The organism is Halodesulfovibrio sp. (genome assembly GCF_015482765.1).
Lineage (GTDB): Bacteria > Desulfobacterota > Desulfovibrionia > Desulfovibrionales > Desulfovibrionaceae > Halodesulfovibrio.
This window is the reverse complement of record NZ_JADMLB010000037.1, coordinates 1-23197: the sequence shown is the minus strand read 5'-3', so window position 1 is coordinate 23197 and position 23197 is coordinate 1. Positions and strand designations below refer to the sequence as shown.

Here is a 23197-nt window from a genome sequence, read left to right as displayed (position 1 = left end):
TCACGGAAACTGATACCAATATCGGTACAGTGACTGCTACGGATAACGACGTTACCGCAGGTACCATTACCTATTCACTGGAAACAAAAGACGGCAATCCTATTCAGGGATTCGCCATTGATGCCGACGGCAACATCAGCATCACTGATCCTACAGTGGTGGACATCGACCCTGACGGCGCCAACGCGTTGCAGAACATTGTGGTTCGCGCTGAAGCTGAAGACGGCAGTGTGAATACGCAGGAAATTACCATCAACGTTCAAGATGTGAACGACAATCAAGTGATCTTTGGCACTGCCGAAAATAATGACGGCAGCCCAGCAAATAATTATCTCTTTAACATTACAGAAGAAGATACAGCAGTAGGGCGAATTACAGCGTCCGATAATGATGTCAGCGCAGGAGACATTACATACTCACTTGAAACTACGGGCGGGGCTCCAGCCCTAGGCTTTGCTATTGATCAAAATGGTGTCATTACTGTCACCGATCCTTCAGTAGTCGATATCACCACTGGTGTAACTAATGTTACTAAAGAGTTAGTTGTGAAAGCTCAGTCAGGAGACGGTAGCGAAAGTACGCAACAAATCTCAATCAATATCGAGAACCTCAACTCTGCTCCAACTGTGACGGGTCAAGTTGACCTTGGAACAATGGATGAAGACACGACGATTACAATTACGAAGGCTCAGCTCTTAGCGAACGCCTCAGATCTTGATAATGACCAATTATCTGTACTAAATCTAACAACCGACAGCGGAGCATTATACGATAACAACGACGGAACTTGGAACTTCACGCCAGGAAAAGACTTTAGTGGCAACATTGCCTTAAACTTTGAGGTGTCAGATGGCTCGATCTCTGTTCCTACCGGAGGAATCCTTGCGGTAAATGCTATTGCGGATGCACCATCTCTCTTTATCCAAGTCGCGAATATAGACGCTGTGCTCAACGACACAGCAGACTTTAGCAAAGCCAAAGAGGGCGTTAGCTTTGACCTTACTGACCATGACTCACAAACAGTTGCCGGTGAAGCTGATCGATGGGAAACCGACGAAGTTACTGGTTCCAGATTTGACGACACTTTCTCCTTTGACAATCTCGAAGCAGGTGAAACCTATACAGTTCATGGCGGTGGTGGGACAAACACAATCGACTTATCCAATTTCACAGGTAACAACGTCACAATTGACCATGAAGCGGGAACATTAACCGTTCAAGTAGATGCAGACGGAAACACTGCAACAATCAACTACGACAACATCTCAGTTGTTCAATTTGATAGTAATGTGTTTGATGGGACACCACACTCTGTTGAACTGGACAATCATGACTGGCAAATAAACGGAACATCCATTGAAGTTACAAGCCAAGGACGAAATGATTGGGCCGTAAGTCCAATTAACTTCTCCGGCTCTCTGGATGAGAACTTCACGTTAAACATCACAGTGGTAGCGCATGATGACGGGCCTTGGTATAACGGCGCAATCGTCTTCGACTACCAAGATGCTAACAATTACAAAATGGCTGTTGCACGAATTGGCGCCGACAGGTGGCGTATTGAACAAGTTGAAAACGGTCGCCACACTAACGTTGCAACCACAGATTATATTAGACTTGATACGAACGTCCCTAACGTTATTGACCTTGAAATTGAGGGAAGTGTCGCTACCATATTCTCAAATGGAGTTAAACAGGTCTCTCACGACTTTGGAGAGCCACTCAACGACGGACAAATCGGTGTAGCAACTAACAACTCACACACATCATTTGATATAAACCTGCGGCCTTCTAACTGGGCTCCTTCTGTAGAAAACTATGATGTAAAAATTCAAGTTCAGGATGGCGGATTTACAAGCCAAAATGTTCTTGCAGATGCCTTTGACCCTGAAGGAGCAGAACTCAACGTTACTGGCTTTACACAGGCAAAGCATGGAGCAGTTGTTGATAATGGCGACGGGACATTCTCATACACACCTGTCGAGGGATTTATAGGAGTTGACTCCTTTACGTACAGTATTACAGATGGTGAAAACACAACTGAAGGCATCATAACTGTTGATGTACAAAGTGATGCGGCCATTTCAATTCTTCGAGGTGAAGGTTTCGTACTTGATGTCGGCGCAAGCCTGACAGACATTGATGATTCTGAAACTCTAACTGTCCAACTTGAAGGCGTTCCAGAAGGGACAACTATCACAGACGGCACAACGACAATCACAGTCGGGGCAAACGGCATTGCTGACGTAACCAGCATGCACGCGGCAGAACTCCTCTTTACTCCACCTGAAGATTACAATGCCAGCTTTGATGTTACAGTGCAGGCTATTGCCACAGAGCCGAATGGCAGTACATCTGTAACAAGCAGTAGTTTTGATGTTGTAATCCTTAATGCAGATACTCCTACAACGGGGTCTATCGACATTCTTGGTGATGCTGAAGTTGGCAATCTCCTAACAGCAGATATCAGCAGTCTGATTGACCCTAATGGAGATATCAGTACCGAATATCAATGGTATAGAGGTGCTGGTGACAACAAAGAAGCCATAGATGGTGCAACGAGTAATGAATACACGTTGGTAGAAGCTGATGCTAACCATCAAATTTCGGTTGAGGTTCGAGCCGGCGACACCGAAGGTATACCTGTGACCTTTACAGATAACACAACCTTTGTAGCAGCCAACCCTGAATTCCAAGGCTTCACTCAATCACGCGAACTTCTATTGAATGGTGACTTCGAAGACGGTGCCGCCCATTGGACAAACGATTATGGCACAGTTGAACTCCAGCAGATAGGCTCATGGATTTGGGGAGGCTCAAACGATAGCGGCGATGGAGACAAATTTGCAGAACTCTCTGCAGATAACCTGCTCCAGAATAATTTAAAACAAACCGTTGTGGTAGATAGTTCAAGCGATAGCGTGACCTTAAAATTTGATTACAAAGCTCGACTGGATGGTTTCGGTACCCAGCAATTCTCCGTGTTCCTCGGTTCTGTTTTAGTTGCAGAAGACCTTGTATCAAACACACAATGGCAAACTTTTGAAATCACGCTACCAGTTTCCGACTTGAATCTTGATGAATCCGGTGAGCTTACTCTCGAGTTTTATGAAGACACAAACCTCACTGTTGGCGTCATGTTAGATGACATAAGCTTGGTAGAAAATCTGCAAAGTACATCATCAACGATACATATTGATAATGACATCAGTCAGGATGGAATACTTGCAAGTCTAGCTGAATTTGACGAAAGCTCTATTTATACACTGACGAACCCTGACGGTTCAACTTCTGAAGACTTTGCAATTAGTGATGATGGACAACTCACGGCGTTATCATCCAGCGCGGATTTACCAAGTGGCATTACCAAACTAAACCTGACAATAACAAATGCAGAAGGTGAAAGCTCCACCACGAGCATTGTCCTAACAAAAGATACTGTTGATGACATTATCTACAGCTCATCAGATGACTTTGGAGGACAGCCGATTGTGCTTGATGGTAATGCAATAAATGACGAAACAGGTGTTAACGATGCTACAGATCGCTTCCACATTGAAGGAAACGAGGACGTCCTCATCATTAACTTTGATGCAACACAGGGTGATACTCTGGATATCAGCAGCGTTCTTGGTGGCGGCAATGAATCAATAGATCTCTCAGCAAGCAACATCGAAGAATATGTGGACATTTCGGGTGACAGTGGCAACTTCACCATCAAAGTAAAATCTGAAACTCAAGATACACCAGAGCAGGTGATCACGATCCAAGATGCTACGGGACTTGAAGACCAAGCAGCACTTATTCAAATGTTGATCCAGAATAATTAAGCTCTCCCTGTAGAAGGGTAAAAAAACAAAGGCACAGCGCTCATTATGAGCACTGTGCCTTTGTCATTACTTATGAAAGGGATTATTCATCAAAGAAAATTACGGTATTTCTTCCTGCCTCTTTAGCTTTGTAAAGCCGTTGGTCTGCACTGCGGAGTAGTTCCTCGACTTCAACATACTCAGACGTGGCTCCAGCTACGCCAACGCTGATTGTGCACGGAATAAGATTTCCACAACAAATTGTGTCTTTTTCAGCAAAGTTTTTCCGCAAACGTTCAGCCACTTGAACGGCCTTGTAACGCGTCGTTTGAGGAAGAAAAATAGCAAACTCTTCCCCGCCGATACGTGCGAAAAGATCATTATCACGCAGCTGTTCCTTACACATGGAAGAAAAGTCGCGCAGCACAGCATCACCAGCTTCATGCCCATATGTATCATTAATATGCTTAAAGTTATCTAAATCTATCATCAAGACAGAATAGCGAAGTCCTTCCTGCCGAATATCGTCTGTCAAAAACTCAATGCGCCTAAAGAACTCTTTCCGGTGAAGAGCTCCGGTCAGATCATCTGTTGTGGCCATACGCATTAGATGATCCTCTTTCGCCTTTCGTTTGGTGATATCGTCAACCACCCATAAGATACCTTTATAGAGATTTGCCGGAATATTTCTATCAATGGCCTGCCCTGTAAAAGAGCACCATATCGTATTACCATCCTTTCGGCGCATCTGATATTCAAACTTCAATGGCTTACCATGAGCCAATTCTGGATAAATCGTTTCGCCAAACTCATCATATTTCTCCATGGAAATGTGGAGTTGGCGCATACTAATCCCCTTAATCTCTTCAGGTGAATCATATCCTAAAATGTCTGCCAAGGCCTGATTCGCACGGCGAAGATACCGTCCACCTTTCAAAAGCATCAACCCGACTTTACAGTTGCTAAAAATAAGCTCCAATTCGTACAAGGCATCGGCCAGATCCATCTCAGTAGCACGCGTAAACGTCAAATCACGCATAGCCGTAGCACGATATTTTCTTCCCTTCAGGACTACGTTATTTCCTCGAACTTCCACAGGAAAGGTGGTACCGTCCTTACGCTTGCATGTAGCAAAGTAAGGCTCTGTTATCCCTTTTTGAGCATTCGCCTGAGCAACCTTGTACGAATCTTTTGTCAAAAAATCTAAAGCACTTAGATTCAGCAATTCCTCAGATGTATAGCCAAAAACATTCACAGCCTCAGCATTTGCAGCTATACACTGTAAATTTTCATCAAAAATACCTATTGCCTCAAACGCAACATTATTTAATGCCTGTTCCATCTCAAGCTTTTCTTTTAACTCATTAATTTGCTTTTCGGCTTCTTTTAAATCCATAAACCACCTCAAAAGACGTTAAAAGCTTGAGACAACACACCACCAACTAATAGCTAGCTAGAAGGTGTAATAGGCATACGGTATTTGTGACCCAAATAAAGAACAGGGTAAAAAAGATACATTAACTATACCATGAAGTCATGAATTGGCACAGTTCTTACTGAGATAGGTTTTTTACTCTTACTGTAGCTAATTAAAAAAATATGTTTTTTTCAAACTAACGTTCAGCCTTAATAAACATGCGAAAATAAGTAACACAGAATAGTCGTTTTGCCGTATTGACGCGTCTATATAACAAGAATATTGTGTTATTTTTTTATGGAGAAAAACAACATGCTACCTTATGAAACCACACAGCATAGTGATGTTATTTCTACTGAAAATGAATGCCCCAAAGAACTTTCTGTTAGAAAATACCAAATATTACGAAGATGCCTTACTCATACCGTAAAGGCAGTCGGATGGCTTATGCTAGCCTGCATTTTAGGAGCAGGGAGCTTAGTTGTATATCTTCTTTCAATCTTCCAACTTCTATAAAAAATCCCCGCTTCTACGCAGGGTAAAAGCGGGGATGATAGAGCAGGGTGCACTATATTTAGTTTTTCAATTTTAGCTCAACCGTTGTGGCATGAGCTTTATCTTTACTTGTACCAGCCTGAACCGCTTTTACACGACCCTCAAGCCCCGGTAACTTCTTAACAATAACATTACGAACCGCGTTCGCTCTATCAAGGGCTAACTTACGCAACGCTTCGTGTGTGGTGTCCGCAGTTTTACGCAAATATTCTTCCATTTGCTCACGAGTTTGATCGGAGTATCCGAACATGCCACCTGGACGCGGACTATCTTTTACATCAGGTGCATCTTCATACGCCTCTTTCAAGAACTTTTCATAGTCGTAACGTGGTACAGGAGCATCTTCTAGCTTAAGATGCTTACGAGTACCGCTTGAAAGACTGTCGTACCAAGCTTTAGTTACAGCCATCTTTAATGCCTGTTCCTGAAGTCCCTTAACGTCAATCTCCTTGTCATAATACCCAAGACATTCAAGAGTAATAGAAGGCTTTGTCTTCAGCACAGATGCAATTTTAGTCAAAATCTGTACTTCTTCTTTAGGCAACTCAGCAGAGCCAGGCTTAAAAGTAACAAACTGAGCCTGCTCTGGAGAAACTCCACCAACAAGTGAACCAATTAACGTAAACGGTGAAATTGCCGCTTTTACCACCATATTAACCAGTGTGGTCGCAATTATTTGGTTAATATGGAAATTCGGATCTTTTAAGTTCCCGGTAACCGGTAAATTCAGCGAAATATCACCATTAGGCTGACGCATTAACGAGAGACCTAATTTAATTGGAACAGAAGGGGCTTTAGACTGGGCATTGCGCTCTCCCAGGGTAAAATCTTCAAACAACAATTTATTCTGTGCATCAAGCTTATTCTGCTGAATTTTAACTTTAACATTTGCATCTAACGAACCGGACTTAACCGGATAGGCGATATATTTAACCGTGTAAGGGCTAAATTTATCCAGCATAATATCATCCAGACGCAACGTCATATCCATGGCTATAGGAGAGGCTAAAGGATTTACAGTACCAGATGCCGAAATTTGGCGTCCTTGCAATGTTGCAGAAAAGTTTACTGGAGAAGATTTCTTAGAAGTAAGACTGAAACGTTTATACGATGCCGAAATATCCTCTACATCTAAGACAACCTTCGGAGAAATAGAAGCATCCGTAAATGTCACCGCACCACGCTTAACAGTTATTGTCCCGATACTTAAACCAAAAGGCTTTGTAGTCGCCTGAATTGCGGAACGCCCTCCACGAACCTGACGCTTTGGTGTTTTTTTCTGCGAAGCTGCAAGAGCCTTTCTCGACATAGGCTTAGATTTAGCAGATGTCTTTTTCGCTGCTCGTGCCAAACTAATTGAGCCATCCTTTTCTAAAATAACCTCTGTTTCCGGACGATCAATAGTTACAGACTCAATTGAGGCACTATTCTTTGCAGAGTCAAACTTAGCTTTCTTAACCGCAACTTGTTTAATAGTCCCAAGATGTTCTTTGGCAGCTCTGTTATCTGCCGAAATATTGTTCACGGTAACGTCGCCAGCAACACTAATTTTTGTATCACCTGCTGGTGGAACAGAAACATTTCCCTTTGCATTAGCAGAGACTGTCCCTTTTGTGACGGTTACGTCTGTATATTCGTTAATATATTCAGCAAAGTCAGGGATGTTGATATCTTTAATATTTACATCACCATTAACAGCCAAAGGAGAGTGCGCAATAGTTCCTTTCGCTTTAATACTGCTTTTTTCGTTCACACCCGTTGAAACAGAAAATGCTGCCGGTTTGTTATCCAACGAGATATCACTCGCGGTTATTGCCACGTCTTTAAGATTGGTGATTACGCTCTTTTGAAGAGCAGTATCATTCAAAGTAATTTTACCGTTCTTCACTGAAACTCCTTGAACTCGAAGCTTCCAAGAACTACCAGACGATACTGCTTTAGGAGAAGGGGAAGATTTTTCATCAGCCCCGGTTTTAGACGTTTTTTCAGCCACAAGCAGGGAAACTATATCTATGCCGTCTTTACTGCGCGTAGCGGTAATTTCCGGTCCAAGCAGCCCTATATTAGCAATATCAACCGACTGCTTTTTCAGATCAATATTCGCACCGTCAACAGCTAATGTTTTAAGAGAAATAGGAGCCTTTTTGAAATCCTTTCCTGTCAATGCAAGGTTCTGCAATCGGACACTACCATTCGCAATTTTAACTAAAACATCAAAAGCAGGTGTGCTCGCAATATGAATTGCCGCCGAAGCACTTAAGGAACCACTGCCAATTTTAGCCGGAGTTGCTCCAGCCAAATACGGCATGAATTGGGCAAGTCCCAAATTAGAAATGGTTGCTTTTAAATCAGCCGCGATGGGAGAAGTGGTCACATTACCTACAACTTCAATCATTTTTTTATCACCGATCGAAATAACTACATCACCAGATTTTTTTGGCTCTGTTGTAATGTTTGTTACCGCAATATTAATCGGTGTAAGCGGCATGGTAAAAGGCCCAGGAACAGTACTGTCTTTAAACAGCACCTTACCGTTTTTTATAGTAAAAGACTCTAACTCCACAGCAAACGGGTAGGGTGAAGCATCAGCTTTTTTAACGTCTTGAGCTTGCACTGAACTCGCGTCGCCGTTATCTTCTTCAGAAATTTTTTCTTTTACTTTTTCAGCAACAACTTTCGTAGCAGTTTTTGCAGCAGATGTTTTTTCTGTGCTGCCTTTCGCTACTTTAGCATCTGAAACTTCTGGCTTAAAATATGTAGCCCAGTTGACTGATCCGTCTTTTTGCCTATGAACTTCGACATATGGTGAATCGATATCAATTGTTCCAATAATCGCTTTTTTCTCTGACAAAGAGAATTTCTTTAAGTATACCGTCATATTCGGTATTTTTAAAACTTCACTTTTGTCTTCTTTTGTTACGCCGACATTTTTCAATTTCACACTGCCATTCACATGCAAATCAAGCGGCTTATCTTCTGGACGACTAAAATCTAAATTAATAGAAATCCTCATATCACCGGAAGTTAACGCGACTGGAGACTTCAAAGGAACATAACGCCAATATCGTGCAAGCGAAATATCATCAGAAGTAAAAGTAAACTTCGTTAAGAAGTTATTTGAAAATGGGAAAGTAGAACCACCAAGACTAAATGGTGCCCCATTTACCAACATGGAAAGCTCTGGTTTAACAGCCTCATCAAGATCACTTTCAAACGAAGAGGCTAACGGAACAGCTAGATGCAATTTACTGATAGTCTGAACCGCATCTTCTTTCTCATCATTAAAAACAATATCTCCGTCCTCGAGAATCAAATTCAAAACCTTAAAAGGAAAAATCCGCTGATCCTCTTGCTCCTCTTCCGGAACCTGCTCTGACTCTTTTGCTTGTTGAGCAAAGTGTTCCAACATGTCGTCAATAGAAAGCGTATTATCCTTGTACCGTGTAATATTGACCTCAGGCTTAACAATGCGCACGTGCCGAACAATAGGAGCCAAAACAAAAATTGACCTGCCAGACAACTGTGCTTCTAACATCCCGACGGAAAAAAGATTACCATCACCATCTTTTTTCTTAACAGCAATGTCGTCAAACTGAACGCGCAGCGTTAGCGGGTTCAGATGTATTTTTCCTATAGAAACATTACGTTGCAAAACAGGTGGTAGCTTTTCTTCAAGCTGCCATGCAGCAACAGGTGCTATAACAAGAAAACCAACGAGGACATAGAGAAGGAACAAAGAGAGCAGGGTTCCCACTATTATCGTCGTAATTTTACGAGTCCTGGTTCCAAAGAAAAATTTCTTATTCATTGTAGCCTCTTAAACAAAAAATAAAGGGTTTCTCCACAAAGATGCTGTGATGTCGCACTCAGATTGGATTGGATAATTTTCTTTATGGTTACACCCGGTTCTGGGTACATAATTGAGAAACGGCATACCTAAGTTGTTCAGGTAAAAAGATCAATCGCAATAGTACTCATGTCAGCATAAATAGTAACCCGAAACAACTCTATCAGCTAGCAGATAAGCGTTTCAGAGCCCCCAGCTATCTGCTATTTACAGATGAATTCATAATAGGTGTTCAACATTTTTTATCATTTTGAATGTTATATTTACGCATATTCCCCCATGATGCTTTTAATCACGTATAACTAATATACAAATGGTTGTGCATCTCTTTTTCTTCATAAAGAATAAAAAAGGTGCCCCTCTGAAGAGGGGCACCTTTTTTATAGAATTGTGAAAATAATCTTGGCAGAAAGCAGTAGCATTGTTGTTGCCAAAAACTTTCGAACTAATTGTTGAGAAAGCCAGCGCTGCATTACAACCGTTCCAAGATACCCACCAATTACTGCCAATAAACCACAAGCAGCAGCAATGGATATGTCAACATCCCCCATTTTTAGATACGCTAAAAATCCGGAGAATGAAGAGACTGGTACAACCAAAGCCGTTACGGAAGCAATACGCTTAGCACTAAACCTTGCCACCCCAAGAAGAGGAACCAAGACCCCGCCACTACCAACTCCAAGCAGGCCCGAAACAATACCTGCCATGGCTCCCCACAAGATCTGAGAGCCAAGCCCCATTGAGTCCCTGTCCCCTCCAGTGCGCACACCTACCAACATTGTGAGTCCTGAGAGAAAAAGAAACGCTGAAAAAGCACCCAAAAGAATTTTCTCAGAGATGAAAGTGGAGGCATACGCACCGACAGGCGCAAAACACAGTGAGGCGATTATCAGTGGAAGCCAATCTCGGACAGTGATCTTTCCACTTTTAATATTAACATACGAAGCCCCTGACAGGCTTAAGGTATTGATTAGCAACCCTAAGGGACGAGCCATGCTAAGAGACATTCCAAGGCTATGTACAACTGGGATCAGAGCCGCTGCTGAACCAACACCACCAAGGGCAAATACAAAGCTCAAACTCAAAGAGGCAAATGCTGCTGAAAGCAACATCGGGTTATCCTCGATTAAAAAGCGGAGTCGGCTTCAAAAGAGTGGCAATCTGCTCCGTGCTAAGCGTCAAAGTACGAACATTGGTAAATCCCTTGGCCTTGAGCCATCCCCAAACCAACGATGCTCTAAAAACTGAAGAGCAAAAAGGCACAATTAGCTTATCTTTAGGAAGCCTATCAAAGCTCTCAGGGAGTTTATGCAAAGGAATGTGCAGGGCCCAAGGATAGCGGGAGTATTCATTTTCTTCATCTGTGCGCACATCGAGAAAGAGGGTATCTTCTGACTTCGTTAAAGGAAGAAATTCACTAGCAGTCACACAGTGCTTGCCACTAGCTAAATAAGCACAGTCCAGTTCACGAATTGCAGTATCGAGTGTTTTCATTTTCATTCCTCATAGTGATCAAAACTAAGATTAACGTTTGGCAGAGTGAATCGATGAGAGTGGAGTCGGCTTAAGGAGCGTAACTAAATCTTCGGTACCGCCGACCATCGTTTTTACTGTCTCCATTCCAGACTGACGTAAGTAGAAAAAAGCCACTGTAGATTGAAACGAAGAGGAACCAAATGTAATTGTAATGGCATCACTCGCAATTTCATCAATGCGATCAGGAAGCTGGTTGATCGGGATATGTTTAGCAAAGGGGAAGGGGGAATAAGCAGCCTCTTCATCAGTTCTAACATCAAGAAGTTGCACGTTCTTATTCCCAATAACATTTTTTACCCCTTCGGGAGATATTGTGAATTCGCCAGTAGCAAGTGCATCAAATTCCATTTCAGTAAGAATAGTATCCATAAGAATTTCCTTTAGTAGGAGAGAAGAAAGGGAGTGAAAAAAGAACATTCATGTTACTTTTTATCTTTTACTTTTTTATCAACAGATTCTTTTCCTTTGTCTCCAGAAGCTTCTTTTTCTGGGACAGGCTCAATCACGGAACCGCAACAACAGCCGCAGTCAGAGCCTGAACCAACAATTTTGCTCCATAAACTTTTCTTTTTGGTATCACTCATAACATTCTCCTTTTTTTAATTTAAAGCACAGTGCTGAAAAACAATCCTGCCAGCACCGCAGTTGAAAAGATGACAAATACAATGGCTGCAACAAGACGTTTTTTAAAAATAGACGCAAGCATACTCATTTCAGGAATCGCCATACCGGCTCCACCAATGATAAGAGCGATTACCGCACCAAGCCCCATGCCTTTACCAGCCAAAGCTAAACCAATAGGAATTGCTGTTTCTGCACGAATATACAAAGGAATACCGACGAGAGCTGCAATAGGAATTGCAAACGGATTAGTAGGTCCTGCCCACTGAACAATCAGCTCCTGCGGCATATAGCCATAAATGCCTGCACCAATAGCTACCCCAATAAAAAGATAGACAAACACACGTCTGAAATCACCAAGGGCAGCAGAAAATGATGCTTTCAATTTTCCCCCGAACGTTGCCGGCACGTATGCCTCTTTTTCACCGCAACAGCTCTTCTGTAAGCGTACATTTCGAACATGTTCACCAAATCCCAACGCATCTAGCAGTAAACCAAAAACAACGGCGGCAAAGAAAGTTACTAACGCATACATAACTGCTGCTTTAAATCCCATAAGGGTAGCAATCATGCTTAGAATAATGGGATTGAGAATTGGAGAAGCGATTACAAAAGACATAACCGGCCCGAAGGGAGTGCCTGCGTTAAGTAGTCCGAGTGTCATTGGGATAGTGGAGCAAGCACAAAAGGGGGTTAATCCCCCGACGAGAGCTCCAAGCATATTTCCCCAGATTCCTTTACGAGAAATCCACCCTTTAAGCCGTTCTTGAGGAATGTACATCAAAGCTAATGCAACAATGGTGCTTATTCCGAGAAAGAGTATCGTCAACTCAACACTAATAAACGCGAAGTATTCCAAAGTTTTTTGTAGATTGTTCATATGTGTCTCCATTTGGTTGACTTCGTCAACTAATTTTTCAAAAAAAGGGGAATTCCCCTTTATCGTTACAATCAAAGAACCTTTGCAAGAGTTGTTAGAGCATGAACAATTGAATTCTGCTCTTGAGCACTTACCTTACTCAAAGCCTGTCCAAGGCGCTCCCCGGTAATTTCTTTAGCATGCTGAAGCAAATCGAGGCCATTTTCTGTTGGCTGAACGCAACAAACGCGCCCATCCTCGGCAGATCGCACTTTGGTAACTAACTGCTGCTTCTCGAGCCGGTTAACGATGCGTGTAGCCCCACTTTTGGTGAAGTCCAAAAGTTTGCCTATCTGTTGAACAGAGCAGTCCGAATACAGTGCTGCTGTCTGTAATGCCCTGAATTCAGCAAGTGAAAGTTCACCGCAGCAGGCACCATCAACACCACGCGCACTGAACTGCCATGCAATTTCCAACATACTTTCAACAACTGATGTTGTCGCAATCACCTGTTTCATAAACACGCTCCATTTTGCTTGAGTGGAAAGTAAGCACATTGATTGACATCGTCAACTAATTTTCCATAAAAAATTCATTTTATGAAATAACTATCTATAAAAAATGAAAAACCTGCTTCCTAATTAGAAGCAGGTTTCAAGCTGGTCACTCTTTATTAAAAAACAGAACTGTGTGATCGATATCTTTGAAATTTATACAATAAATTTGGCTCACTCACTATGTAAAGATTCCCCTGAGAGTCCAAAGTAACTCCCTCTGCTTGCGGAATATCCTTCTTTAAACCATTGAATCCAGATTCAAGTTCTAAAAAACTAACTGCCAACCCATTATTATCAACTTCAACTAATAGCTTGGCTTCATCACTCAACAACAATAAATGGCCAGTTTCTAAATCAAAATGCAATCCCGAAAGATCATCCAAATGATACTCATCAATGTCTATAAAGTCTGGAACCCCAATTGAAACACCTTTCTTTCCTTCGGCAAACCCCGACACAGCCAAAAGCTTTAACGGCTTGCGCTCCTGAACTGCATAGATAGTCTTTGAATTTGGATCATAGGCAACGCCTTCAAGGCCATTGTTAGCCGTGCCGCCTGAATTCATAGTAATAAATCGCAGTAAATCCCTATCAAGGGTAGTTGTTTCTGGCGAGATCGGAGCTAAAACAATAGACATATCTCTTTCATCAGCGATGACAAATGTACCATTACCTATATACGCAACGGCCTCAGTGTCAGAAAAATTTTTTAAAGTAATTCTTCGTAACGGCTTAATATCTAAAGATAGCTCGATTAACTCTTGAGGTTCATTTGTTACAATCCACAAGGTATTATTATCATAATCGTATGTAATTCCGGAGACATTCTTTTTAACGCCTGGGATTGGTTTAGCCTGTATTTCAGCTTTATAGCTCGAAATCCATACCGAATTATCCTTGGCCCTTTGAGACGTAGTCCAATTCATCCAAAAAACATGTGCACGATCATCTAAATCAAACAAATGACCTAGCCATAAAAAAAGAATCAGCAGTACTAAAATGATGACGCATAGCTGCTTATAAAACTTTTTTTTATGAAACACAGTTTCCTCTTTCATTTATGCCACCTAAAAAAATTTTTACATTGAGGGATAGTAGGGTAGTGCTGTCAATCGTATCACAGCATATTACAAAGTTGGAATGTATTATCATTATTCATCTGCACTTTTATTATAGCGTCCTACTATTCTTCCATTTTCAATATCAACTATCACTTGAAGCGGCTTATTGTTTACCAACAGATAAATTTTGTAATTTGCCCAGCTATCAGAAAATTCGACATGAGCCTTGTATGTAAAACCGTTCTCTGATTCCTCTACAAAAGCTACAGCTTCTCTTAAACTTATTTTCGCTGTCTTAATTGTACTATATTTATTAGTTATTTGCGCAAAAAAACTATTTAAAACATCTGCAGACTCTACAGCAATTTTTTTATTTGATTGAAATGGGCAATATGCATGCACAACATTTTTACGTTGAATAAGAGTTACGTCTATTCCGTTATCTTCAAGTTCAAATCCAACAGCGATACCTTTAACTATTGATTCAGTGCTGAAGAGTAAACTTGCTATCGTTACATTTGTGTTTGAAAGTTCTTTCATTACAGAGTGAATGTGCAAACCTTTCTCTTCATAGAACTCAGGCTCATCTGCTTTCACAGCAAATGGACGTAAAAAGATAAAAGCTACAATCAGCACAGCATAAAGTCCAAAAACAATGTTTCTGCGACAATAAAAAAGTCTCATATGGATATTCCTTGTTTAGACATCCATATGAGACAGCAGGCTTACCACATACTTTCGTGAAAATGACAAATAAGAAATGCGCTACATCATAGTCCTGGGAAGTGTAATCAAAAAAGTACTGCCACCTTTTTCACCGTCTATTATTGTAATCTCCCCATGATGAGCAGAGACAACAGCTTTTACAAGGCTTAGTCCCAATCCAATACCCTTTTCGGAACGACTTTTATCCAATCGGTAAAGCTTATCAAAAACACGTTCCCGCTCTTCAACAGGAATACCAATACCCGTATCGGTAACAGCTATTTCAAGTACATTGCCTTTTCCAACCTTAGCCCATAACGACACTGAACCACCTTCGGGAGTATATTTCAAAGCATTGTCAGCTAAGTTCCCTAAGGCTTGCGCCAACCTATGGCGGTCTGCGGTTATCGAAATATCTTCTGCCTCATAGCTCAAGGTAATGCCTTTATCATCAGCAATGATTTCGTAATATTCAACAAGATCATGGAGAAGGTTTTTAGCTGAGAAAGTTTCATAATTCAGACGCATTTGTCCTGTTTCTGCTTCTGCTATATCCATCAACATTGTAATCAAGCTGTTTATACGCTCAATCTCTTCAGAGCATTCTATGAGTGTTTCTCTTTGCTCCTCATAAGAAGTCTGTTCTAGCAGCGCACGTTCAATACGAGTTTTCATGCGAGTGAGAGGAGTACGTAAATCATGCCCAAGATTATCGAGGGCATCACGCATGGCAATAACCAATGTCTCAATCCTCTGAAGCATGTCATTTACTAGCTCAGCCAGTTCGTCGAGCTCTCCTTTGTGATTGGAGACCGGAACCCGACTTGTCATATCACCCTCGGAAACCTCTTTCACAGTTGTTGTAAGATTCCTTAGAGGCCGCAATACTTGATAAGCTAAAACAGCGCCACCGCCTCCACCTATCAGAACAATTCCTAACACAATAAAAACAAAGATGCTGCTGAGGGTCTCTACAAGCACTTCCTGTCGCTCAGTCGTTCTCCCTACGTAAAGCCTATAGCCATCTTCAAACTTATGAGAAAAAACATCGACATCATTCTGAGTAGGGAGGTCGTAAATCTGCCAGTCGTTAAAAATTTCAGGATCAGAAGGAGCAAAGTCGTCTGAAGCAAGCTCATCAAGCTGTTTTGGAACAGTTAGCCAAAGAGTCATACCCTCTGGATCAACAAGCCGGATATAAATGTCATTGACCTTATTGTTACCGTGGTCGCTGCTAAGAGTACTCAACAGAGTATTTAAGCCCTGCTTGCTCCCCTGCTGGATATAGGCGTATATCTTGGGACGAATCCTTTCCCGTTCAACTTTACAAATCCCTGTATCAAGCAAGAAAAGGCTAAATGAAAACAATAGAATCGTACTCACAAAAAAGAGTACAAAATATGCTGCCATTACCTTAAAAGACAACAATGACCTTTTAACTTTCCTGAGCACTGAGCACATAGCCAACCCCACGAATCGTACGGATTAAATTTGTGCCAAACGGTTTATCAACCTTTGCTCTCAAACGATGAATGAGAACTTCCACCACATTGGTTTGTGGATCAAAATTGTATTCCCAAATATGGTCGAGAATCATTGTTTTGGTTACAACTCGCCCCGCATTGGACATAAGGTACATCAACAACGAATATTCTCTAGCTTGCAATACAATGGGTTGCCCAGCATGCTGAACATCTCTTGTAAATCGGTCTAACGTTAACGCACCAACCTGCAATAAAGAGCTAGCTGGGGTTGCAGAAGAACGACGGATGAGTGCCTGAATACGCACTTGCAATTCGGCAAACGAAAATGGCTTAGTGAGATAATCATCAGCACCCGTTTGCAACCCGGCGATTTTGTCATCAACACTCTGTCTGGCACTTAAAATAAGTACAGGAGTTGTTATGCCTTTTCCGCGCATTTCTGCAATTATGCTTAAGCCGTCAACTTCTGGAAGCATCAAGTCAAATACAGCCGCGTCATATTGTTCATTCAAGGCAAAATATAGTCCTTCTTTTCCAGTTGAAGCACGTTCGACACTAAAACCAGCTTCTTCAAGACCTTTCGTAATATATCCTGCAATAGTTTCATCATCTTCAACTAATAAAATACGCACAACAACTCCTTCTATATGAAAAACAGGCAGACCGAATCGTCTGCCTGTTCCTTTTTACCATTCAAAAACAAAAAGTACAAAATAGGTAGCAATGAGATAGAGCGTAAGTACTCCGAACACAAAGTATGTGTAGTGTACCTTCTTTCCCAAATAAGAAAGAGATAACGCATCTGCTTTTTTGGGACAAACGTCAGAATCCAAACAACTGTAACAGCCAAGACAATCGTTTCCATTCACCTGCTCTTGCTTAGAAATAGAAATGTCCATGGGACAAACACGATCACACTTTTTACATCCGATACATTTTTCTGAGTCGCGCGTTATCTTTGCAAAAGGGAGCAGCTTATTAATAATATTGTATCCAGCTTTTTGAAAACATAGATATTTACAGAAAAAACCCGGAATAAACAAAGGGATAAAGAGCACAGCCCAGTGTTTAAACTTTATATAATTCCATGAAAACGCACTGGTTTTATACATTTCCATATGTTCGGCAAAGTAGTTTACCCCTTGAGAAATGAAAAGGTACATAAAACCAGCTAACATTACGTATTTCAAATTACGTAGCAGCCTGTCATATGGCTGCGGGATCGTGAATTGAAGTTTCGGGAACAATGCATTGCCTATTCGAGTCATAAAATATGAACTTGCTCCAAAAGGACAAAACCAGCCACAAAACAAAGGACCGAATAATAAAATTGAACCAAGTACTATGTATTCACTTTCAAACTCAAACTCAATTCCCAATACCTTTGCTAGCAAGTAGAAATTGAGGGCAAAAAACAAACGCATTATATCACGAGTTAATGTAAACTGAGTATCCTTTTTATACATTTTCATAAGTGTCTCATCGAGATTTATATATTTTGCTGCTAAGAAAGGGATAATGCGACGCTGGCACCACAGATGATGTTTCTTTTACGTCTAAAAACGTCATCCCCTTTCCATTATCTGTGGCTGACAAAAGTATTCTGCAACCTTCGCAATACCTAAAGCTTTACTTTAACTTTTTATATAACGACGGAGATTATCTATAAAAAAACCTCCGTATCTTCTACGGAGGTCATACTCTGTCACACTACTTGCTAAAAACTTACGCAAACATTACTTTTTTGAAATACTATAACAATGCCAATCAAAACAATAAATTAAGTTTGATTGCTAAAATTTCCATTGCACATTTACGGCAAGATATTGAATACGGTTTGTAGAATACTTTCCCTTTAAATCTCCCGTAAGGGCTCCTCCTTTACGATTTATACGCGCCGTCCCAGCATCTAAATATTGATAAGCAATACCCAACGTTACATCTTCATCAAGTTCATATTGAAAACCGGTTGCAAAACGCCATTGCCTGTCCAAAGGTAAAATTGGAGATCGATTGCTTTCGGAGCAGGGCGAGGTATCATATGCGGCACCAATAGACCATATCCACTTATCCGCGATACGTCCCCTCAACCCTAAAGCAAAATGCCATGTATCTGTATAGTTCAAATCAACCGCAATATCTGAGGCAGCAGTGTTAGGAATAGAAGCTTCCAGCTCTCCAAACTCCTGCCAGTTTTGCCAACCAACACTTCCCATAATTGCCCAACGTGATGTCATGTCATAATGGAGACTAAACAGTACCGCCTGTGGAATCGTAAAAGTTATATCCAAATCACGCCCGAGAAGCCCACTTTTCGTCAATCCTGCTTGTAGGATAGATCCCAAATTTGAAAGAGAAACAGCGTCTTCAAACTTGAGTTTTACAGGAGCACGATATGTCATCCCAGCCCGAAACTTGGGAGTAAGCTTATAAAAAAGTCCGACGTTGCCTCCAACCCCCGTTGTAATGGAGTCAGCCTTTAATTCCCCATCATTTTTTGAACTATCCAAAGGGAAGTTGTTAATTGCAGTTTTCATAAACAACTTCGCGACAAGAACATCCAACCCAACTCCGACTGCAAGAGAATCTGTTACGTTTGTTCCCACACTTATTGAAGCACCAGCAGTAAGTAATGAAGATTCTTTGGCGTAATACCTGCCACTCCAATCATCATCATATTTTAACCCAAGCCCAAAATATGATGCCAGGCCAAACCCAATCCAAAAAGTATCCCTAATTTTCGACGCATAACTAAAGCTTGCAGCTGGAAGAAATCCTCCTGCATTGCCGCCATCACCCCCACCATAGCTGCTGTTGTCCGTAGAAAAACGTGTATCAATAAAGAGGGCCTGTGTTCCAACCATTAACTGTGACCTATCCAGATTAGTCATAGCAGCTGGGTTAGTAATCGCAGTTGAGGCATCAAGAGCAGTCGCTCCACGCCCAGCAGAAGCAGCTCCCAAATCCGGTGTGCCAATCTCATAAAGCCACACGCCACCACAAAATGCTGCGTGCGGAAATACAAGCCCGCTTATGGCTACCACTATGAAAAATAGAAAAAAACGCTGTATCTTACGTATTCCTAAGTACATACACCACCTGTCAGTAAAAGAATTACCATAAAGAATTCCATATTCTTATACCGACTTGGTAGCTTCCCAACGATTATATTCGCTGTTGTTTCATCACATTTTCATGGCGTAACTCTCTGAAGTAAATACAACTATACTCAGAATAATATTCTTAACAGACAAGAAGTGTGCTACATGTGCCAATAAGTTTCTTTTTATCATCTCCCAAAAGGACAAATAGATATGCGGTATTGCCCCAGCTGTTCATGCTCAATCTTAGTCATAGCAAGTTTTTTACTCATGCTTTTTATCCCCTCATCTCTATACGCGACAGAGAAGCAAGACTTTTCTGGTTCTAAGAGTTGTATCAGCTGCCATGCTAAATTTTATGAACTATGGGCTACTTCGCGACATGGAACTGCTTTACAACCCTTTTCAACAGCCATAGCAAAGCAATTAACAGCTCAAACAAGCCCGATTCAAATACGAGAAGCAACGTTCCAGTTTATTCAAGACAACGGGGAGTGGGTAATCAAAGAAAGAACTTTCCAGAAAATAACCACACACCCAATTCACTATGTTCTTGGCGGAAAGTATGTGTATTACTTTTTAACAAGATTAGAACGAGGACGGCTCCAAACTCTCCCAATTGCATATGACTTCAGCAAAAAGGAATGGTTTGATATGGCCGCAAGCGGGGTGAGGCACGCTGGTGATGCCCCTGTGTCGTGGAGAGATCAAACGTACACGTTTAATACGTCGTGTTATGGCTGCCATGTTAGCCAGACCTCAATTAACTATTCTGCCGAGACAGATTCGTACAGCACAACGTGGAAGGAAGCAGGCATCAACTGTGAAACCTGCCATGGACCATCAGCTGATCATGTAGCAGTATGTACTGATGCCCCCAAAGGAACCACTCCGGATGACCTGAAAATTCTCGGAGGAAAGGGAAAATTTAGTATCCAACAAAACACCGATGCTTGTGCGCCATGCCATGCGCAAATGACACCTATTTCAACAGGTTTTGTTCCCGGTGAATCTTTTTATGATCATTATGATTTAACGACACTTGAAGATCAGGACTGGTATCCAGACGGAAGGGATTTAGGAGAAAACTACACACTAAACACATGGAAGCTCAGCCCCTGTGTTCAATCAGGAAGGCTAGGCTGCATGCACTGCCATACCTCAAGCGGGCGATTCATACAGGTACAACACCCCAATAAGGCTTGCTCCCCCTGTCATGAAGAAAAAGTTCAAACCCCGGAAGTTCACACCATGCATAAACCAGACAGTGCTGGGAGTCTTTGCATTTCATGTCATATGGTCAAAACCCAGTTTGCACGAATGGATAGAAGTGACCATTCGATGCTTCCGCCTACTCCTGCGGCAACCATAAAATTTGGTTCTCCCAATGCATGCAACGTTTGCCATACGGATAAAGACGCAACATGGGCAGATAATTATGTTCGAAAATGGCGGAAAAGAGACTACCAAAAACCAATCTTACACAGAGCTTCACTCATTAAAGCTGCACGCAAACAAAACTGGAAACAATTACCCAACATATTAACTTACATTAACAATCCTAATTCAAACGAAATATTCGTAGCATCCTTAATACGTTTACTTCGAAGCTGCCCCTCTGCTGAAAAATGGCCAGCAATCTCTAAAACGACCCGACATCCATCCCCTTTAGTTCGCAGCGCTGCATGTACAATACTTGCAGACTGGAACCATCATGACAGTGTAGCACTTCTTGCTACAGCTACCGGAGATCCCGTGCGGCTAGTTCGTATTCGAGCTGCTGCATCCCTTGCAGGAAAGCCGTATGCCGTTGCTGAAGGTACTCTTAATCAGCAAATATCTAACGCCACAGAAGAGTATTTAGAAGCACTCTATACACGTCCTGATGTGTGGACAACACATTACAATCTTGGAAATTATTATCGAAAAACAAAACAGCATATAAAAGCGATAAGTGCATACACAAAAGCAAACGAGTTAGCGCCCCAAGCTATCGCGCCAATGGTTAATTGCGCAATTCTACACGGTAACCTTGGCGATCTTACAAAAGCAAATACACTTCTTTCCAGAGCACACACGCTAGCGCCAAAAAATATGACAGTGTTATACAACCTAGGGTTGGTCGAAGCTGAGAGAGGGCGATTCAACGCTGCAGAACAGCATCTGCGAACTGTTTTGACTGCTCATCCTGATTTCGAACGCGCCGCAGCAAATTTAGCATCAATCGTCAGCCAACGCTCTTCACATGAAGCAATACCTTTTGTTCAAAAAGCGTACAAACTGAATCCAACCCCTGCAAACGCCTTTGCTTTGGCATACTACTTAAAACAAGCGGGAGAAAAAGAGGCTGCAACAAGTGTACTGAAAGCCTCAGCAAAACAATGGCCGGCTTACACCGACACATATATTCTTCTTTATGAACTAGCGGAGACACAGGAAGAGCAGCAACGCGTACTGAACTCTATTCAAGAAGTTTTAAAAAACAAGCAACTTCAACCAGAAAAGAAAGCACGTTTGAATTCTATTTTGCAGCAAATCATAGGGTAAGGTTTCTCTTTAAAAATCATTAGAAGAGCACCTGCTAAAAGCTAGAATGTAACTCTCGCCAATGCGTAGTATGGAATATGGGTATAACGGAGCATCATATGAAAAAAACAGCCATCACTTACTGCATAATCTTCGTTTTCCTTGCTCCCTTTGCTGCACAGGCAAAAAACACAAACAACGTCATGTCTGCCGTTCAAGAAAATATGCAAAGAATGGAACACTACAAGGCGAAATATAATCTACAAGAGAAGGCAGAAAAGAGGGGCGAACACGTCCCAGACACAACACTGCCAAATAGCGTTGTTCATCCCAGTACTTCCTTACAAGATAAAGCAAAACTTATTAATTTGCTTAATAGAATAACGTTGAACGAAGACGAAAAAAAAGAACTCATTACTCTGATACGCAACAAATAACGCTTTAGGAGTGTGTATGTCAGGACATGGATTCGTCACAAGCAAGCTATCAATTACAGTTCTATGTGTATTCACAATACTTCTGGGAACATATCACATTGGAAATTGTACAACAGAAAAGCCTAACATACTGGTAATCTGGGGTGACGACGTTGGGCTATACAACGTTAGTTTCTGGAACAGAGGTGGCATGGGGTACAAAACCCCTAATATCGACAGGATAGCAGAAGAGGGCATAGCTTTTACAGACTATTACGGCGAGCAATCTTGCACAGCAGGGCGATCTTCGTTCATTACAGGACAAAGTGGGCTTCGCACAGGAAACACTAAAGTAGGCATGCCCGGAGCACCAGACGGTCTTAAGGCTGACGATATCACCATTGCAGAAGCTTTGAAAAATCTAGGATATGTTACAGGTCAATTTGGAAAAAATCACCTTGGAGATAGAAACGAACACTTACCTACAGCGCATGGATTCGACGAGTTCTATGGTTTTCTTTATCACCTAAACGCAATGCAGGAACCTCAAGATCCTGACTTTCCTCGGTCTCCTGAATTTTTAAAAAAATTCGGACCACGCGGCGTCATTCATGCTTTTGCCGACGGCAAAATTACTGACACAGGTCCGCTTACAATAGAACGAATGAAAACTGTTGATGATGAAACATTGGAACGCGCTATC

At 41.7% G+C, this 23197-nt stretch carries 18 protein-coding genes; 4 read left to right on the top strand and 14 right to left on the bottom strand.

The annotated features are described in order from the left end of the window. The coding region (locus QZY95_RS05520) for a cadherin-like domain-containing protein (RefSeq protein WP_290920345.1) at positions 1-3830 on the top strand (3830 nt) is incomplete at its 5' end. Positions 3831-3912: 82 nt separating this feature from the next. On the opposite strand, the gene QZY95_RS05515 is transcribed toward QZY95_RS05520, so the two are convergent. The 14 genes from QZY95_RS05515 to QZY95_RS05450 form a co-directional block, all read right to left on the bottom strand. Further along, positions 3913-5205 carry a sensor domain-containing diguanylate cyclase gene (locus QZY95_RS05515; RefSeq protein ID WP_290920343.1) on the bottom strand — a complete coding sequence of 431 codons (1293 nt, stop codon included), beginning with the start codon at positions 5203-5205 and terminating at the stop codon, positions 3913-3915. A 595-nt stretch (positions 5206-5800) separates the two neighbouring features. After that, positions 5801-9589 (bottom strand): DUF748 domain-containing protein, encoded by a 3789-nt coding sequence (locus QZY95_RS05510; protein ID WP_290920340.1) that lies wholly within the window; start codon positions 9587-9589, stop codon positions 5801-5803. A gap of 419 nt (positions 9590-10008) precedes the next feature. Continuing rightward, on the bottom strand, positions 10009-10740 hold the full coding sequence (locus QZY95_RS05505) for a sulfite exporter TauE/SafE family protein (RefSeq protein WP_290920337.1): 732 nt from the start codon (positions 10738-10740) through the stop codon (positions 10009-10011). A 4-nt stretch (positions 10741-10744) separates the two neighbouring features. After that, positions 10745-11122 (bottom strand): rhodanese-like domain-containing protein, encoded by a 378-nt coding sequence (locus QZY95_RS05500; protein ID WP_290920334.1) that lies wholly within the window; start codon positions 11120-11122, stop codon positions 10745-10747. Between the two features lie 30 nt (positions 11123-11152). Further along, complete coding sequence (locus QZY95_RS05495; protein WP_290920331.1) at positions 11153-11533, bottom strand: rhodanese-like domain-containing protein; 381 nt, start codon at positions 11531-11533, stop codon at positions 11153-11155. Between the two features lie 53 nt (positions 11534-11586). Then, entirely contained in the window at positions 11587-11748 is a 162-nt protein-coding gene (locus tag QZY95_RS05490) for a hypothetical protein (protein ID WP_290920328.1), read from the bottom strand. A 20-nt stretch (positions 11749-11768) separates the two neighbouring features. After that, on the bottom strand, positions 11769-12665 hold the full coding sequence (locus QZY95_RS05485; RefSeq protein WP_290920325.1) for a permease: 897 nt from the start codon (positions 12663-12665) through the stop codon (positions 11769-11771). A gap of 71 nt (positions 12666-12736) precedes the next feature. Next, complete coding sequence (locus QZY95_RS05480) at positions 12737-13162, bottom strand: MarR family transcriptional regulator (RefSeq protein ID WP_290920323.1); 426 nt, start codon at positions 13160-13162, stop codon at positions 12737-12739. 155 nt (positions 13163-13317) lie between these two features. Beyond that, positions 13318-14259 carry an SdiA-regulated domain-containing protein gene (locus tag QZY95_RS05475; protein ID WP_290920320.1) on the bottom strand — a complete coding sequence of 314 codons (942 nt, stop codon included), beginning with the start codon at positions 14257-14259 and terminating at the stop codon, positions 13318-13320. Positions 14260-14352: 93 nt separating this feature from the next. Continuing rightward, complete coding sequence (locus tag QZY95_RS05470) at positions 14353-14946, bottom strand: hypothetical protein (RefSeq protein ID WP_290920317.1); 594 nt, start codon at positions 14944-14946, stop codon at positions 14353-14355. A gap of 81 nt (positions 14947-15027) precedes the next feature. After that, positions 15028-16215 (bottom strand): HAMP domain-containing sensor histidine kinase, encoded by a 1188-nt coding sequence (locus tag QZY95_RS05465; RefSeq protein WP_290920314.1) that lies wholly within the window; start codon positions 16213-16215, stop codon positions 15028-15030. 187 nt (positions 16216-16402) lie between these two features. Continuing rightward, positions 16403-17083 carry a response regulator transcription factor gene (locus tag QZY95_RS05460; protein ID WP_290920311.1) on the bottom strand — a complete coding sequence of 227 codons (681 nt, stop codon included), beginning with the start codon at positions 17081-17083 and terminating at the stop codon, positions 16403-16405. 54 nt (positions 17084-17137) lie between these two features. Next, positions 17138-17923: a 4Fe-4S binding protein gene (locus QZY95_RS05455; RefSeq protein ID WP_290920308.1), complete on the bottom strand. Its 786-nt coding sequence runs from the start codon at positions 17921-17923 to the stop codon at positions 17138-17140. 321 nt (positions 17924-18244) lie between these two features. Next, positions 18245-19543, bottom strand: coding sequence for an outer membrane protein transport protein (locus tag QZY95_RS05450; RefSeq protein WP_290920305.1), 1299 nt, complete (start codon positions 19541-19543; stop codon positions 18245-18247). Positions 19544-20206: 663 nt separating this feature from the next. Here QZY95_RS05450 and QZY95_RS05445 point away from each other — a divergent pair. From QZY95_RS05445 to QZY95_RS05435, 3 genes are all read left to right on the top strand, one after another. Then, on the top strand, positions 20207-22099 hold the full coding sequence (locus QZY95_RS05445; RefSeq protein WP_290920302.1) for a tetratricopeptide repeat protein: 1893 nt from the start codon (positions 20207-20209) through the stop codon (positions 22097-22099). A 98-nt stretch (positions 22100-22197) separates the two neighbouring features. After that, positions 22198-22515, top strand: a complete 318-nt coding sequence (locus tag QZY95_RS05440; RefSeq protein ID WP_290920299.1) for a hypothetical protein — start codon at positions 22198-22200, stop codon at positions 22513-22515. 16 nt (positions 22516-22531) lie between these two features. Further along, the coding region (locus QZY95_RS05435; RefSeq protein ID WP_290920297.1) for a sulfatase-like hydrolase/transferase at positions 22532-23197 on the top strand (666 nt) is incomplete at its 3' end.